The 17,130-nt window shown below is 48.1% G+C and carries 9 protein-coding genes; 5 read left to right on the forward strand and 4 right to left on the reverse strand.

What is annotated here, in order from left to right; translation table 11 throughout:
- Nucleotides 1–18 precede the first annotated feature (18 nt).
- Both JW727_04505 and JW727_04510 read right to left on the reverse strand, forming a co-directional pair.
- Entirely contained in the window at nucleotides 19–405 is a 387-nt protein-coding gene (locus JW727_04505) for an SRPBCC family protein (protein MBN2095285.1), read from the reverse strand.
- A gap of 44 nt (nucleotides 406–449) precedes the next feature.
- Nucleotides 450–2,411, reverse strand: coding sequence for a DUF2075 domain-containing protein (locus tag JW727_04510; protein ID MBN2095286.1), 1,962 nt, complete (start codon nucleotides 2,409–2,411; stop codon nucleotides 450–452).
- Between the two features lie 81 nt (nucleotides 2,412–2,492).
- On the opposite strand from JW727_04510, the gene JW727_04515 reads away from it, so the two are divergent.
- Both JW727_04515 and JW727_04520 read left to right on the forward strand, forming a co-directional pair.
- A complete protein-coding gene (locus JW727_04515) occupies nucleotides 2,493–3,239 on the forward strand; it encodes a slipin family protein (protein MBN2095287.1) in 747 nt (248 codons plus the stop codon).
- Nucleotides 3,240–3,251: 12 nt separating this feature from the next.
- On the forward strand, nucleotides 3,252–3,917 hold the full coding sequence (locus tag JW727_04520) for a hypothetical protein (protein MBN2095288.1): 666 nt from the start codon (nucleotides 3,252–3,254) through the stop codon (nucleotides 3,915–3,917).
- Here the strand turns inward: JW727_04520 and JW727_04525 are convergent.
- Entirely contained in the window at nucleotides 3,914–4,474 is a 561-nt protein-coding gene (locus JW727_04525) for a hypothetical protein (GenBank protein ID MBN2095289.1), read from the reverse strand. The genes JW727_04520 and JW727_04525 overlap by 4 nt on opposite strands.
- Before the next feature lie 27 nt (nucleotides 4,475–4,501).
- On the opposite strand from JW727_04525, the gene JW727_04530 reads away from it, so the two are divergent.
- Nucleotides 4,502–5,455 carry a hypothetical protein gene (locus JW727_04530; GenBank protein MBN2095290.1) on the forward strand — a complete coding sequence of 318 codons (954 nt, stop codon included), beginning with the start codon at nucleotides 4,502–4,504 and terminating at the stop codon, nucleotides 5,453–5,455.
- 10 nt (nucleotides 5,456–5,465) lie between these two features.
- Here the strand turns inward: JW727_04530 and JW727_04535 are convergent, their stop codons facing one another.
- The gene (locus tag JW727_04535) at nucleotides 5,466–6,416 is read right to left on the reverse strand and encodes a TIGR00269 family protein (protein MBN2095291.1); all 951 of its coding nucleotides are present in this window, start codon (nucleotides 6,414–6,416) and stop codon (nucleotides 5,466–5,468) included.
- A gap of 184 nt (nucleotides 6,417–6,600) precedes the next feature.
- On the opposite strand from JW727_04535, the gene JW727_04540 reads away from it, so the two are divergent.
- Nucleotides 6,601–16,224: a VWA domain-containing protein gene (locus JW727_04540; GenBank protein MBN2095292.1), complete on the forward strand. Its 9,624-nt coding sequence runs from the start codon at nucleotides 6,601–6,603 to the stop codon at nucleotides 16,222–16,224.
- Between the two features lie 11 nt (nucleotides 16,225–16,235).
- Nucleotides 16,236–17,126, forward strand: a complete 891-nt coding sequence (locus JW727_04545; GenBank protein ID MBN2095293.1) for a hypothetical protein — start codon at nucleotides 16,236–16,238, stop codon at nucleotides 17,124–17,126.
- Nucleotides 17,127–17,130 lie beyond the last annotated feature (4 nt).

Below are 17,130 nucleotides of genomic sequence, written 5' to 3' on the forward strand. Positions count from 1 at the left end.
CGCGAGAAGATAGCAGGATTATCTTTTTTCTAAAACCCGCTTGAGGTTTTGCAAAATGTCCTCTGTAAATGGGCATTCCAGTTCACCTTCGTTCATCCATTCAAAATAGGTCATTTCAGTTCTACGTTCATCCAATTCTTTGTAAGTGTACCTCACGTGATAATTTCCCTCCCGGTCGGATAGCGTGAATATTTTTCCTGGCTCGTATTCTATAACTTTGTAGAAATTCCACTTGCCTTCTTTTCCGCGATTTTTGTAGTTTGTGCCGATTTTGGGCGGGTAATCTTCGGCAACTTCTTCCTGAATGGAAGGAATCCAGAGGTGCGTGTTGCACGGGTCTGTCGTAAAATCGAAAACTTCTTCAATTGGTTTATCAATCCTGACTGTGATGCTGTTTTCTTTCATGCTTAATAATGCCAATATTCTCTAATAGGGCGGCTACTGATGATTCATACTTCTTTAATCCCAAGTTCCCTTAGGTACTTGAATGTTTTGTCATAGAACTCTGGAAGTCTGGTGGCGTCATTAAGGTCTCCTTCAGGTATAAATATCACTAGGCCTTGTCTTGCCCGCGTGAGCAGTACTCGATAAGTATTTTTTAGATAATTTTGGTTTTCCTTTTCTCTCATAGTTTGCCAACCTTTTCCTCTGAAAAGTTTATAGGCCCAACCCCCATCTTCAAATCTGAGGTCAGCGTCCCATGCGACACACACCCAATCAAGCTCTAGACCTTGTATGTCAAATTCTGTAGCCACATCTTCAAGATAGAATGATGATCTAACATCTTCTTTAGGATTTAAGAACCAATTTTTGGCATTAATCTTTACCTGGACGCATAACCCATAGGGTTTTAGTCTATATGCTCCAGAGCTAGCGACGAGACCTATTCTTTCTGAACCTCTTGCTTTTTGTTTCAGCCAGACTTTTGCTTTATTGATGTCCCTCGTAACCACAATTGGGTATTTACCCTCTAACTGAGGGACTATATCTATTGCAGATTCTTTATCGCAGTCTAAAAGCGATTTGATGAACTTGGATACATTTTCACTTCTGAATGAGCGAATATCTGTGCTTAGGTGTAAATCCTCAATAGAATGATATATTAATTCACCAAGTAGCTCTTGGAGGTTAGCCCCTTGAGTATATTCTACTTCAGATATCTCTGTTGAAAGATAGATTTGCCAATGGGCGAACTTTTTTCTCAATGCTGTGAACCATTCAGGCAAACCGGCCTCCCCCGTATTTATCTCTTGACCTCCACCAATCAAGCATATAATAACTGCCCAGTCTTTGTGGCGATCCATTATGCTGATTAGAAACTCTGGTTCAGACATGTCAAAATTTAGGACTCCTTTTTTCTTCTGCATAAATGCCGAGGTTTGTTTGTGGGTCCATGCTCTTTGGGCTTCATCGAAGATTACAACCTTCTCAAGGGGAGGGGTCTTAACACTTAAGGCATCATCTCTAAAGTGATGAATATTTTGAATGAATGCTTTGGATTTCTTTAAAGCTTTTGTCTTTGTAACTTTCTCTTGGGAAGTTTTAACCTCGTTTCTAGCTAACGCCTCTTGTAATACGTCTACTAGGGGGCCATTTCCGGATAAAAAGACCGCATGCTCTTCTTCAATGAATTTGTGCCTTTCATTTGCTAGATTCAATCCAGCAAGAGTTTTTCCTGCCCCCGGAACTCCAGTAATAAAACAAATCGCTTTAATTTTTTCTTGTTTTGCTTTATCAATTATTTGATTTATGGCTTCTGCAGTTCTGCTTAGATTAATCTTTCCAGAATCCGAACGGGATATTTCTTCAACACTATGCCCCTGGTATAAGGCCTGTGCGGCTTCGATAATTGTGGGTGTTGGCATATATACTGAATTTTCCCAGTCGTAAGGGTTAATTTCTCTTTCCTTGTGTTTGGTAAGGACCTCAGCTATGGTTTTGGAGAGATTTGAGGAGTTACAATAGAGGGGTTGAAAGATGCCATCTTCATATACCTTCAACTCAGCGTGTTTCTCAGGAGCATTAGTTGCTACTAGAATGGGCACTAATTTAATATTATGGCTCCCTTCTTGAAAATTTTTTAGGTCTACAGCATAGTCCACCACTTGATCTATTGCACTTTTTGGATAATCTGAACTGCCTACCTTGAATTCTAGAACAAAAACCATTCCCGATACAATGAGTATTACGTCTACCCTGCGACCCATTCTTGGGATTGAATACTCGAAAAGAATATGGCCTTTTTCGAAGTTCGCCAGTTGTTCTTTAAGTAGGATTATTTCCTGCAACCAAGCGTTTCTTTGTTGCTCTTCTAATCTAAATTCATGATTTTCAGTTAAGTTTCCTAAAATTGTCTGAGAATCATCTGTTAAGAATTCACTCAAGGGTCTTGAATAGTAAGAGCGTTTCATAATCATAGTTTAAGATAAATGCACTCAGGCACATACTAAGAGATATGCTTCCTATAAATACCTCCTCTCCCAATACTAATAATGGTGTGGGAATACGTCTTGGTTGTAATTCTTCTTGCTATTATTGCTTCAGGCCTGCGGCTTCTTTACCAGTACGAGAGGGGAGTCGTTTTCACGCTTGGAAGGTACAGCCACGTAAAGGACCCTGGGCTTGTCTGGATAGTTCCGGTCTTCCAGACGATGAGAAAGATGGACATACGGATAAAGACGTCAGACATTCCGCGCCAGGAAGTCATAACCAAAGATAACATTCCAATTCTTGCAAACACTGTCGTTTACTTCAAGGTCGAAAAGCCAGCTGATGCAGTCATTAAGATTGAGGACTTCGAGTACGCAGTCCGGCAGTACACCCAGGCGGCCTTAAGGGACGTAGTCGGAAACAGCGAGCTTGATTTTGTCCTGACGGAAAGGGAAAAGATCGCCTCAAGCATCAAGAAGATTGTCGACAGCGAGACTTCCGGCTGGGGGGTCGACATAGAATCGATCAAGATTCAGGAGATAGAGCTTCCGGCAGAGATGAAGCGCGCGATGGCAAAGCAGGCAGAGGCCGAGAGGGAAAGGCGCGCGGTAATAATAGCCGCAGAGGGCGAACTGAAGGCATCCGAGAACCTCAGGAAGGCATCCGAAAACCTGTCCAAAAGCCCGGCGGCAATTCACTTGAGAACTCTTCAGACGATAAGGGACATCGCCTCAGACCCTTCGGAAAAAATCGTCCTCTTCCTTCCTTCGGACGCAGGCGACGTGTTTAAACGGGCTTTCAAAAAATAAGGTGGCGTAAAAATGCTTGAAAAAAAGATAAGGTATCTTCAGATTGCGTTTAACGGCGGGCTTTCTTCTGTCGAGGAAATACTTCCGCAGATTCCTGCAAATGAGCGGATTCTTATCGAGGCGGGAACTCCATTCATAAAGAAGGAGGGCTTTCGGGGGATAAGGAGAATTTCAGAGCTTTGGAAAGGCATGGTTGTTGCAGACCTCAAGACAATGGACGGGGCAGTCGGTGAAGTTGAGCTTGCATATCGCGCCGGAGCGACTGCCGCAACGGTTCTTGGAAGCGCTTCAAAGGAAACGCTTGACCTGTTCATAAAAAAGTGCAGCGAATTCCGGATGGTTTCGATGATTGACCTTATCGGGGTCGAAGAGCCGCTAAAAATTCTGTTGGGCTTGAAGGTGCCCCCGTCGGTTGTGGTGCTTCACAGGGGCCGCGACGAGGAGACGACAAGGGGAAAAGTGATTAAGTACAGGCATATAAACAAGATTAAAAGCAAGTTCGATGTCCTGATTTCTGCGGCGGGAGGAGTCGACCTCAAGGAGGCGAGCAGCGCGATTTTTAACGGGGCAAACATAGTCGTGGTAAACCTGGTAAGCGAGGACGACCCCTGGACGGGGATAGGCCTGGTAGAAGACATACCGAAGGTGGCGGAGGAGTTTTTGGAGACAATAGACTAAAATTTTCTCCACTTCCCGAATGTTGTTGTTTCATCGAGCATGTTGTTTTTTTCTTTTGAGAGAAAGCCGATTTTCATGAAGCTCTCGCAGCGCATCTTTCCCTGGATGTAGAGTGACTTGTATTTTCCTGTCGAGTATATGCCGGACATCACGCCTTCGAGTGCCAGCAGCTTTTTCAGCCCCTCAAGCTGCTCAACGCCGCCGGAAACTTTTATGAGCCGTTTTTGCGAGGAGACTGAACTTTTGCCTTCAAAAAACCCGCGAAGAAAAGCTCTCCTCTTTTCCGAAGTGTCCAGCGCTTCAGTGGGCAGTTTTTCCTTGTCAAAGGGAAGCGAAAGGCCGATTTTTTTCAAAAGGCCTTCGACCTCTTCTTTTTGGCTAAGCGACACCTCAATTGCTTTTCCCTTTTTTATCCGGGCTTTTCCAAATTCAATAAGGCGGGAAAAGACAATTTCCGAAAATTCTTCCCGCTTTGTCTGGAATTCTATCCGGTGGCCTTTGCCCAGCTTAACCGAGCCGGAAGCGTACAGGAGCCCCAAAAGCTCAAAATCTCGCATAATATATAAAAGAATCCAAAATTGTGTATGGGGGAAGCAGAGTATGTTAAGGAAATCAAGCATGGCGCAGTTGGTTTCAAGCTTCCCACTTTGATTGACCTTAATCCTAAAACCGAAAACAGCGTTACCAACAGGGTAGAGACCCCGACAAGCAGGAATTATGTTTCAAGAGACGAAGAAACAGGAGCAGTAAAGCCCAACAAGCAGAAAGACGCAAGAGAGCTGGCCGGGGAAATTTACCGCAAGATTGGAGATCTTCACGCGAAAGGCAGGAAGCTCGATGAAATATATGATTTACTTGAGAAGGAGGGCTATGAGTATGCTGCAATCGAGCCGGTTTTCATCGATTATCTTGAGAAGTGCCGCGGTTCTCTGGGGCAGCAAGGACAGCAACAGCAAAGGCCGCCCGCCGCAAGCCCTGCGCCAGGCACTGCAGGAATGGTTGCTCCAAGGCCGCAGGGAAATCCGTCTTTCCAGGGAGAGCACGAGCTTGAGCTTGTTGAGATTCACGCAAACCCGCCTGAAATGCCCAAAGCAGAAGAAATGCCAAGAGGCGACAGAAGAATGGAATCCGTTGGCCAGCCAGGTGCAGAACAGTCGCCTCCCGCAGAGGAGGATGGAATCGGGCGAAGCACTGGGGACTTTGCGCCTCTTTTCGTAAAGGTCGGAAAATACCGGGAAACGCTCGAGCATCTAAACGACCTTGAAAATTACCTAAAAGGCATGACACGGCTCCTGGAGCTCGTTTCTGAGCTTGAACAGGTGAGGGTCATGAATATCTCTGCAATCGAGAAACTGCAGAAAAAGGCGATTGCAACCTCTTCGAAGCTTTCTTCAGGGCTTCTGAAGCCAAGAGGCATGCAGCTGGAAGGCACGAGGGACAGCGAGGTTGAGCTTACAAAGCTGGGGGATGTCATTTCCGACCTGAGCAAGGAACTAACAATCCTGAAAAAGGAAGTGGATAAGCTGGGGCAGGTATAGTCCGGAAGGGTTACTCTGGCTTTTTGGCTTCCTTTCTTTTTTTGTGGGGCACTTTTTCAAGTAGTTCGCATACCTTGCATATTTCCTTGGACGTAATCTCTCCGCAACTCTCACATTCTGCGGCTTTTCCGGTTTTCTGAAACTTCTCCCTTAAGGGAGGTATGATGATATCGGCAAATTTCACAATCTGGAAGAGAGTTCCGGGGTACTTTTTCTCAAGGTCGTAGAGGTACTTTCTGATGGTCTTTCTGACGGACTCTTTTCCATAAGGGCACCTTTTTTTGCCGTAATAAGGGATTTTCAGGGCATCGCAGTAAAGGAAAAGCTCCTCTTCAGGTATCTCCCGCAGTGGCTTAAGCCGCGGCACGAATTTCTCGATTTTTTTGTTTTTCACGATAGGCCCTAGCCGTATGAATTTATCGAGGTTTCCAAAGACGAAATTCATGAAGACCGATTCTGCCTCGTCATTAAGGTTGAAGCCGTACGCAAGCTTTGTGGCCCCAAGCTCCCGCGCCTTTCGGTTCAAAAGCCCCCTTCTTAAAACGCCGCAAAAGGTGCATGCGTTCAGCTCTGGATTGTGCTTCATCAGTTCGGGGAGTGGCCCCCCATATTCCTCTTCAAAGGAGTACACGTAATGGGGCACGCCAAGCTTTTTGCACAAAATTGAGCTTTTCCTGATGGTCTTAAGCCGGTATTCTCCGATGCCCTCGTCAATTGAAACCGCAAATATCTCCATGTCGCGCCTTTTCTTTACAATCTCTGCCAGGATGTAGAGTGCGCTGGAGCTGTCTTTTCCCCCCGAAAGCGCAACGCCTACCTTATCCCCCCTGGAGAGCAGATTATTGGTCCTTATGACCCTTTTTACTTTCTTTTCAATGGACTGCACGAAGCATTTTCTGCACAGTTCCGTGCCCTCGTAGGTCCTCGTAAAATAAGTTTCCCTGCCGCATTTGCAAGCCATAAATATATGTGCGTTATTTGCCTATTTTCCTTGTTTTTCTGCCTGCCGGCAAGAGCGTTATTTTGATTGGTTCTTTGCCCATTTTCACATTCACTACCTAAAGATACTTTAGCCAGGCATTACATTACGGCTACAACTGCTAAAAAGTATATATATGACATTATCCTAATTAGTAGAGAGCAAGATGTCACTGCCTTGGAAAAAGGGGTCGAGCGCTTCATTTAAATTGAGTCTATGCCTGATAACGCTTATTTTGCTCGCCTTTTGCGTTAATGCGGACACTTATTCGGCGTTTTGCACCACAGGCACCGAAATTTATACAGATAAGCCGGATTACGAGCCGGGAGAGACTGTGAATATTACCGGGCACGGCTTTCTGCCAAAGGCACCATTAAATATTACGATTACCCGGCCGGACCGTGTTACCGACTCCTGCGGCTCTTCTTCCTGCTATTTTAGGTTCTTGAATGGCACCCTGATATCCGACAGGGAAGGGTCTTTTTTTGATTATCTTTACCTTCTTAACGGCATAACCGGAAATTACACCGTCCGGGTGACTGACGGCAAAAATTATGCGGAATTCTGCTTCATGGATGGCCGGAATATTACAAACGTGACTCTTGACGGCTTAAGCAGCGTTTCAGTTCTTCCAAGCGCTTCCATTACTGCTGCGGTAACCCTTGTTTCGACATCCGGCAGCTACTGGCGCTCCACAATGTACCAGATTGAGGGTGAAAGCGCCGTGTGCGTGGATACGCCAGACCACACTGAGTCAGGAACTCACACTTATACAGAGCCCTTTTCAATAACAGCCCCTTCTGCGCCCGGCGTTTATGATGCCAGTTTTATCGCTTATCTTAACAATGACTGTACAGGAAGCAGCCCAAGCAATACCTATACTTTAATCGACGGCATAACAGTCACATCTGACGCCGTATGCGGCGATGGGGAGATTGAAGCGCCCGAATCCTGCGATGATGCTAATACCGACGATGCTGACGGCTGCTCGTCTTCCTGCCAGGTGGAATCCGGCTGGTCCTGCGCTGGTGAGCCAAGCTCTTGCGCAGAAGTGTGCGGAAATGGCATAATAACTGCAACCGAGGAGTGTGATGATGCCAACACTGATGACTCCGATGGATGCGGCTCATCCTGCGCCATTGAAGCCGGTTGGTCCTGCACAGGTGAGCCGAGTGAGTGCCTGGTGTATAATCCTGCCCTTCCAAGCTCTTGCGGAATAGATATTGCGCTTATTATAGACAATTCCGGGAGCATTGACAACTCGGAGCTCACGGCAATGAAAAACGCGTTTAAGGGCTTTGTTGACGCTTTCCTGCCGGATACCCCCACCCACATAGCGGTTGTCAAGTTCAATACTGATGGAGACCTTGTTTTGGACTATAGCGGAGACGCAACCGAAATAAAGAATGCAATTGATTCGGTGTCGACAAGCGATGGCTACACCAACTGGGACGATGGGCTAAAGGAGGCGCAGGATGAGTTTGACAACTCGCCAAAGCCGGACTTGTACGTTTTTGCTTCTGACGGGCAGCCGAACCGCCATGGCGACCCGGCAGTGGATGGAGAGCCCGAGTCTCTTGCTGCAGCTATAGAAAGGGCAAACCAGTTAAAGCTGTCTGGCGTAAGGATAATCACTCTTGGAATTGGCGTTACAGGTGACGGCGCTTCCAACCTTAAAGCAATCTCAAGCGAGGATGCCTACTATTCCTCAGGATTTGACACCCTTGCGGATGACTTGGCTGACCTTGCCGATGAGCTTTGCGGAGGCACGATAACAGTAAGGAAGCTGGTTGACGGAAGCCCTGCAGGCGGCTGGGAATTTTCGGCAAGCGTAACCGATGGAGAATCAATCCCGGCAACTTCCACAACCGGTGAAGATGGCTTCATAGACCCGGTTTTTGACATAAACATAACAGACACGGTTTCAACTGTGGACATAACAGAAACTCCCAAGCAGGGATATAATTTTGTCAGCGCAGCTTGCAAAGACCAGGATGAAAATCCGGTGGGAACGCCTGGCGTTGGAACGGTTACTGGAATAGTGATTGGTCCAAATGATGCGGTTTACTGTGAATTTAACAACAGCGGGGTTTTGTGCAGCGAGCACTCCAATTCAGAGTCCTGTGAGGAAGATGAGGGCTGCAAGTGGTGCCCTTCCTGCAACAACCCTTTCAGGAATGTTTATTATCCTCTCGGAAACTGCATAAGCGAGTCTGCTGAATGCGCCTGGAATGGCTGCTCGGTCGAATGCGGAGCCGAGTGCGATACTGAGACTCCATGCCTTCCAAAGCAGGATGAGAATTACTGCTACTATGGCGGAGAATGCAATTCCTCATGCTTATGCGGTTACTTGTCCCAGTTCTGCCCACCACCTGGGACTGAAGATAATGGAACCTGCTACTATGGCGAGCAGTCCTGCACCGAAAACGGCTGCCAGGTTACAAGCGCAGAAATGTCTTGCCCGGGGCTTGTTTGCGATGAGATTCTTGGCCCTGTGGACATGATTGGGCCTGTAACCAGTAATTTCACTGCTGACCCGATTCCACCTCAATTCCTTCCAGGGCCACTTCCAGCAAAGTGGCTGGTAAACATCAGCGCCCTTGAAACAGAGGACTGCTCGAATGTTTCTGCTGCGGAATATTTTGTTTCAAAGAATGTTTGCTATTATCCTCCGGACACTGAGAGGGGAACGCCTATGGGTGCGCTTGACGGCTCTTTTGGCGGGCTTGTGGAATTGGTAAACACAACTCACACATTTAATGAGGAAAACGACGGGCTTTACTGCTTTTCCATAAGGGGCAAAAACGACGCTGGCTACTGGGGCAATATATACTGCGACTGCATAAATGTGGATACCCAGGTTCCGCTTGACCCGACAAATGTTACGCTTACGCCTTATATATGCAACCAGAACAGGACTTTGAACGCAAAGGTCTGTGACGCAGAGTCGGATGTTGTGGGCGGCGAATATTATTTTGACATATTTACGGACTGGATTCCTGGCGGGCAGGGCCTTTTGATGTATGTGCAGAGCCAATATGTACTTGAAGAGCCCGAAGGAAGATATTTTTGCGCTAACCTGAATGCCACTATAGACGTCACAAATGTGTCTGATGGCTGCCACTGGGTGCGGCTTCACGGAGTGGATGATGCTGGAAACTGGGGAAAGCCAAGCCCCAACTACCAGCACAAGTTTATACTTGATAAGACCCCTCCAAGGACAAACAAGATGATTAATGGAACGGTTATTCCTTGCGATTTGGCAGATGACGGCGAGGGCAACGCGCTTGACGCAGGGTGCTTTTACACCGTGCAGGGAACCGAGATTCTTCTCGAAGGGTTTGATGACCTTGGGTCCCAGAACGAATCCTGCCGGGCGGAATCCCTGACAACCTGGTACAGAATCAGATGGAGAAATAACTGGACAAGCCCTTGGGAGGACTGGTCAATCTGGACTCTTTACAGGGAGCCGATTGTCCTGAGAGAAGACTCAATACACGAGATAGAATATTATTCTGAAGACTCGTGTGGAAACGCGGAAACTCACCACTACGAGCTTGACATAGTTGACACTGCGGAGCCGAAAACCGAAAAAACAATTGAAGGAGTAAGGCTTGAAGGCGACGGCCAGACTTTTGACTGGTGGATTACCCAGGAGTCGACAATTATCCTTAACTGTACAGATACTGACCCTCACCCTGTCAGCGGAGTAACTCTTTACTGGAGGTATAAGGTGGATGGTGGGAACTTTACCGGCTGGAATGAGGTGTTTGGAGGATATGATGCTTTCAGCTATCCTGAAGACTCGGTTCACACACTGGAATATTACTGCACGGATATTCTTGGAAACAGGGAAGAAACGCAGGTTGAGGTCGACAAGGTGGACACAACCCCGCCTGAAACTAACAAGACTTATGGCTGGCCATTGTTCGATACTGATGGCTCATACCCCAAGTGGATAAACTCCAGCACTCCCGTCACATTGGAATCAACTGACGGCGGCGAAATATGCGCAGTCGGAGTCGATAAGACTTACTGGATGAACACGATAGTTAACGATTATATGTGCGAGGAAGCGCCTCTAAACTGCCAGCCAGTCCATGACTTCGAGGATGAGGGCTGGACAGAATATACTGCCCCGTTCTACAAGACTGAAACCTCATGCCACCTTATAGAATACTGGTCTGAAGACAGGCTTGGAAACCGCGAGAGAATAAAAGCCCAGTGCGTATTCGTGGATAACGAGCCGCCGGTAAGCGTGAAAGGCATTCAGGGGCCTCAGATAGAAACTGACTGCAGGGAGATTGGTGAGGGTAACTACTCGGATGGCTGCTATTATGTGACAACTGAAACTGAGGTCACCTTGGAATGCCGGGACTCTCTACCACACCCGGTCGGAAACGTTGATTTATTCTACAAAATCGACTGGAAGAATGCTACAGGAGACACCTGGATTTCCGGAACCTGGATAAAAAGCACAAACCCGGTTACATTTTCGTACGAAAATGATTCTTTCCACCTGCTCGAGTGGTACTGCATAGACGCCCTTGGAAATGCCGAAGAAGTTAGAACCGAGCTTGACATGGTTGATTCAAGCCCGCCTGAGGTAGTAAAGCAAGTGAACGGCGCCCTAATGGGAAACAGCACTATTGATTGGTACCTCAATGGCACTTCAAACATCACACTCAACTGCACGGATGTCATGCCCCACCCTGTCGGCGACGTTACGCTTAACTGGACTTTATACTGGAGCGAGGAGTGTATCAGGCCGGACTGGGAGGAGCTTGCAAGTGGAGTCACCGATGGCTACAAGTCATTTACAAGCTTCAGGGATTCCTGCCACAAGCTGGTTTACTGGTGCTCTGACGCCCTTGAAAACACGGGCCCTCTTACAGAAGAAATTGACGCTGTTGACACCAAGCCGCCGGTTTCATGGAAGGATATTAACGGCACGTACGTAAACTGCACAGAGGGAGAGGTTTGCGACAAGTGGATTACCCAGAATACACTTCTTGAGCTTTACTGCGAAGACCAGGCCCCTCACCCCGTGGGCGGCGTTAAGATTTATTACAGGTACTTTGTGGATGATGTCCTCTTCCAGGACTGGACAGAATACACAAGGGCGATAAATTATGGCGAGGACTCGGTTCACCGGCTTGAGTGGTATTGCGTCGATGCACTTGGCAATAAGGAAGAGACCCAGGTTGAAATTGATAAGGTGGACACAACCCCACCTGAAATGAACAAGATTATCGGAGAGCCGAAGATTGAATGCACTGAAGGTGAGGGCTGCGATTACTGGCTTCGCGACCACTACACAAATATCACCCTCGACCCTGTTGATGGAGGAGACGTTTGCGCAATAGACCGGGTGCAGTGCGATTACTGGTACCTTGTAAACAACACGACCTGGGAAGGGCCGTTTGAATACAGGGGGCCGATAGTGTTTACTGAGGACTGCCTTCACGAGCTCCACATTTCCTGCCGTGATGCCTTAGGCAATGTAGTTAACGATACTGAACTTTTCAGGGTTGACTCACAGCCGCCGGTTACTGTCAAGAGCTTTATCGGCCCGAAGTATCCTGCCTCCGAAAAGGACGAGGAGCAGTTTGAGCTTACTGAAGAGCAGGCAGAAAACTTTTGGATGAGGGACCATGTGACTGTAGTTGAGCTTAACGCGACAGACACAATAGAGCCATGTGCTGTCGGCATAAGAGAGTTGTGGTACCGGGTTGGAAAGGACATGGACGGAGACGAAATGGTCGATGGATTGGAGATGGGCAACTGGAGCGTCGTTACAGGAAGCTATGTAAACTTCACGGTTAATGAGGACTGCCTTCACAAAATTGAGTGGTACTCAGTGGATATGCTTGGAAACACTGAGGAAAAGCGGTCCCAATACCATAGGGTCGATTCAACGCCGCCGGTTACAACAAAGACTTTCGATGGCCCTACCTGGGACGACACAGACAAGACAAATCCCTACTGGGAAAATTACTGGGTTTCAAATGAAACTGATATAATACTTTTGGCAGTCGATGAGGCAAGCCCTTGCGCTGTTGGCGTGGACTACATACACTACGAACTCTGGTGGGACTCTGACGGTGACGGAGAAGTCGACATGAAGATTGATGATGAAAATGCCTCCTCTTCAATCGTTACAATTAACCTTGAGCGGGACTGCATTCACAAAATTGTCTGGTATGCAGTAGACCTTCTTGGAAACCCTGAAGATGAGCATATACAGTACCACAAGGTAGACCAGACCCCACCCAGGACTTACAAGCTGATTGAAGGGTCGATGTGCAATGCAACTGAAGAGGACCTAGAGCTATTCAACCTCACTCTTGATGAGGAAATAGAGTCCTTCTGGCTTACAAGCAACTCTACCATAACACTCTCAGCGGTTGAGGGGATGACTAACTGCTCATCAGGGCTTGACCACCTTCACTATGAGGTTTGGTACAGCGAGGACGGAACTGGAGATGAGTGGGTGAAGTTGGATGAACAGGACGTGCCTGCAAACGGAAGCTCAGAACTAAACACTACCCTAACTCTTGGCGAGGACTGCCTTCACAAAATTGTCTGGTATGCCGTCGACCGGGTTGAAAATATAGAAAAGGTACACATTCAGTACCACAGGGTCGACAACCACGCGCCTGAAATCCTGAAGGAAGTCGGCTGGCCAAGTATTTACATGGGCAAAAACCCTCAGACCGGAGAGGATGCCTGGGATATTACCACCGATACTCCGATAAGCCTTGATGGGACTTACGATGCTCTTGAGCCGTGCGCTTCGGGAAGGACAAAGATCGAGTACAGCATATGGTACGATGGAAGCGGAATCTGGGACAGCTGGAAGACTTACACTGGAGAGTTTAACCTTCTTGGCGACTCCACCCACCGGCTGAAAGTGAGGGTCACGGACTGCCTGGGAAACACAGTTGAAGATATAGAGACTTTCGTGGTCCATGAGAATCTTCCGGGTGAGGAATGCAAGGTTCCAATAAAGTACTCAGGAATGTTTGGCTGGGAGTGGCGTTCAGTAGAGATACCTGAGATGATGGTGGACCTGTACACAAACGACTCGAGAATGTGGAATGTCATGAAGCTCATGGAAGGACAGTATGATATCATCTACTTCCAGGACTACCTTACTGGGGACTGGACCTCTTATGACCCTGAGCGGCTGAACAACGAAACAGGAGAGCCGATGAACAGCCTGAATGATTTTGACCAGGGTCCCGGAAAGTATTATATAAAGCTCAAGGATGACGCAAGGTACATGAGCTACTTTGTCATTTTCAATGACCTTCGGGAGGGCTGCTCCATGGATCTTACGGAGTGCTGGGACCGGCTCGATAACGATGCTGATGGGTACTGGGATTACCCTTACGATACGGAGTGCCTGGATAGAGAGGATGGCCTTGAGATTTCCGTTTGCGGAAATGGCATCACGGAGCGGTTTGAGGAATGCGATGACAATAACACGCAGGGAGGAGATGGTTGCTCAGAGGAATGCACGCTTGAGCTGGTAAATGACTCCTGCGTTTCCGAGAAAGGTTATACTCTTAATGCCGATTTCGATGAAGGCACTTTGTCGGGTCTGGAACACACCACCGTCCCAGACCAGCTTCAGATTATTGAGGGGCAGGTTACGACCTACCCGATACTTTGGGTTGCAAATGCCGGGGAAGATTCTGTTTCGAAATGGGACACTTCGCAGAATAGGGAGCTTGCAAGGTACCACACCTGGTTTGGAGTTCTTGCTGACCATGGGGCATGGTCTGGCGCTGCCCCATCCAGGACGGCAGTTGACACTGACGGAAACTGCTATGTCGCAAACAGGCACTTTGACGATTACCCGGCAGATGTCATAAAGATTCTTGCAAATGACTGGATTGACAGGAACGGAAACGGGATAATGGACACTTCATATGACGCAAACAATAATTCAGTAATCGAGGGGGGGGAAATGCTCCCAATGAATGACACAAATGGAAACGAAAGGATTGACCCCGAGGAGATAACCGATGAGAGGGTTGCCTGGGTTGCGACTGTCGGGCCTTCAAGTGGCCTTGGAAGGGGGCTTGCAATAGACCTCGAAGGAAATATCTGGCTTGGCCTTTTCAATGAAAGGTCCTACTATAAGCTTAACGGGACTGACGGAAGTGTAATTCAGGGCCCGATTTATGTTGGGGCGCACACGCCTTATGGCGCTTTGGTCGACCGATATGGCTTCCTTTGGGGCGCATCCCTTGACAATAACCTGCTTAAGCTTGACACCAATACAGGAAACTGGACGATTTATACGCACAGCGGCAGCAACTATGGAATTGCTCTTGGATATGACTCTGAGGGCAGCACCCAGGTTTATCTTGGGTACCATAACCCTTACCTTCAGTTTAATTCTTCCGATGAGACCTTCAGCCAGCCGGCAACTTCAGACTATTATTCTTATGGAGTTGCGACGGATTCAGAAGGGAACATCCTTTCCGGCAGCAACTCGGATGGCCGCATGGGAAAATACGCGCCTGATGGAAGCTTGATATGGCTTGCTCCTGCACAGGTGGCCTCTGAGATAAGAGGCACTGTTGTTGACAGTGATGATAATGTCTGGGCAATTCACAGGGGAGACAGCAAGATGGCAAAGTTCAACGGAACTGATGGGTCTCCTTTAGGTGTGTTTGACACGGGACTTCAGCCATATACCTATAGTGATGCAAGCGGGCTCGGGCTTAGGGGCTCTATTTCAGTTGGGGTATGGACGGTTGTCTTTGACTCGAAAAAGAACGGAACTTCTTTTGACGCGGTTTCCTGGACGGGCTATTCCCCTAACGGGACATCAATTACCGTGAAGGTGAGAAGTTCTTCAGATAATTTGTCCTGGTCCTCCTGGGAGACTGCGCAAAATGGCGTTTCTCTCAGCACAACACCTGATGGAAGGTATCTTCAGGTTGAAGCTACTTTGAAGGGTGTTGCAGGTTCCGAGTCACCAATACTTTATGACTTGTCTGTTCAGGCGACCTGTTCAGACGATCTGGATGCAAGGATTGATTCATGCACAGACCTTGATGGGGATGGTTATTCCATAGAGGGAGAGGATTGCGGTCCTGTCGACTGCAACGATGGCAATAACGCCTCCTGGAGGGTTGGCACCTTCTATTATGACGGTGACGAGGATGGGTTCCACCTTTGGGGAGAGGAAAACCAGAATGAAGAAGACCTGTTTTCGATATGCTACGGCTCTGAAATCCCAATTGGTTACTCGGAAAGCACTTCCGGGAGGGATTGCGATGATGATGATTCTGCAGTAAGCCCTGCAGCGCAGGAGATTTGCAATAACACTATTGATGACGATTGCGATGGCCTGGTTGACTGCGATGATGAGCAGTGCGAAGCTGAATGCTCTGAGGAAGAAAGCGGGAACGGCGCAGAAGATGAGCTTTCCTGCGAGCCGGAGCTTACTTGCGATTATGGAATATGCGCGGATGACTCCTGGTGCATGGACAATGTCTGCACGCCGCAGGGCTATGAAATCGGAAGATTTGTGTCCGAGAGCGTTACGAGCTGGAATTATGGCTGCGACGCTTACTGCGGCTCAACAACCTCGCAAAACCAGTGCGCCTCCTCTGAAGGCGATGCAATAGGCACTGCTGCCTGCGGGAGGTGCGAGTGCTGGCACGATACCGAAACGAGCTGCGCTGATGAACTTGACAATGACTGCGACGAATTGATTGATTGTGATGACCCTGACTGTAGTCAGGATGATAATTGCATTCCTGTGTGAGGTGACTTAAGATGAACGCAAAACTTGTTTTGGCTGGTTTTTTCTTGCTTCTGGTGTCTGTGGCTCCTGCATTTGCCGCTTTTCCGGGAGACTGGTGGGGACGAGCTTATGTAGGAAGCGACCTTGCGCCTGACGGGACTCCCGTAAGCGCTTACATTGACGGGGAGTTGTATGACACGACCCTTGTTGGGGAGAGGATTGGCCCTGGCTACTATGAGCTTATTGTTTCAGATGCAGATGAAGGCGACACAATCGTGTTTAAGATTGGCTCAGTTGAAGCGCAGGAGGGGGCTGTTTTTTCTGATGGCTCTCACGAGCAGCTTGACCTGACGCTTGCTGGCCCCGCGTGTGGCGACACACTATGCAACGGAGAGGAGTCTTCTTCCACCTGCCCTGAAGATTGCCCTCCAGCCCAGACCACTTCCTCGAGCAGTTCCAGCCATTCATCAAGCTCGTCTATAACCCCTTCTTCTTCATCAAGCTCGGATGATGTCGAGGGGCTTGAGTGGGTTACGGTAAATAAAACAGAAAAATGCAGCGAGAACTGGACTTGTGAGGACTGGTCAGAGTGCATAAATGGTTTCCAGACCAGGGTTTGCATAGACCTTAATGATTGCTCCACATTTGATGATATGCCTCCAGTGTCACAGGAGTGTGATTTCTCGTCGGTTGAAGTTACCTGCGGTGACGGCATATGCAGCCCCGGGGAAATATGCGAAGCAGACTGCGCGCCTAAGACAGAGAGCCCAAGCGAGAATGGTGACGACTTGCTTACCAATATATTTACAGGAAGGTTCCTTACAAGCCCTACCGGGATAGGTATTGGGATTTTGCTCCTGCTTTTGATTGGCTTGGGATATTACTTTTTTATCTACAGGAAGAAAAAGAAAACTGCAGAATAAGGGT

Source organism: Candidatus Aenigmatarchaeota archaeon, from assembly GCA_016932615.1.
Lineage (GTDB): Archaea > Aenigmatarchaeota > Aenigmatarchaeia > QMZS01 > QMZS01 > JAFGCN01.